Annotated in this window: 1 protein-coding gene; it reads right to left on the bottom strand. The window is 76.6% G+C overall.

What is annotated here, in order from left to right:
- Positions 1-16: 16 nt before the first annotated feature.
- Positions 17-231: hypothetical protein (locus BYZ73_RS23440; RefSeq protein WP_181498205.1), on the bottom strand; the 215-nt coding region annotated here is incomplete at its 5' end.

Below are 231 nucleotides of genomic sequence, written 5' to 3'. Positions count from 1 at the left end.
ACCCGGGCCGCCGCCGTCATGCCGCGACCCCGGCCTTGCGCAGCGCCCGCGGGCCAACCGCCACCCGGATCCGGTCGAGCTCGACCTTCAGGACCGACAGCTCGGCCAGCTTCTTCTCGGCCGTCGCCCGCTGCCGCGCCGCCTCGTCGGCCACCGCCCGCATGTCGCGTTCCAGCGCCTCCATCCGGCCGAGCGCCGCCGCGATGTCCTCGTTGCCGCCATCGGGCCCGA

It is taken from the genome of Rhodovulum viride (assembly GCF_003265965.1).
Classification (GTDB): domain Bacteria; phylum Pseudomonadota; class Alphaproteobacteria; order Rhodobacterales; family Rhodobacteraceae; genus Rhodovulum; species Rhodovulum kholense.
The sequence above is the reverse complement of the archived record's forward strand: the minus strand, read 5'-3'. Positions and strand labels throughout refer to the sequence as shown.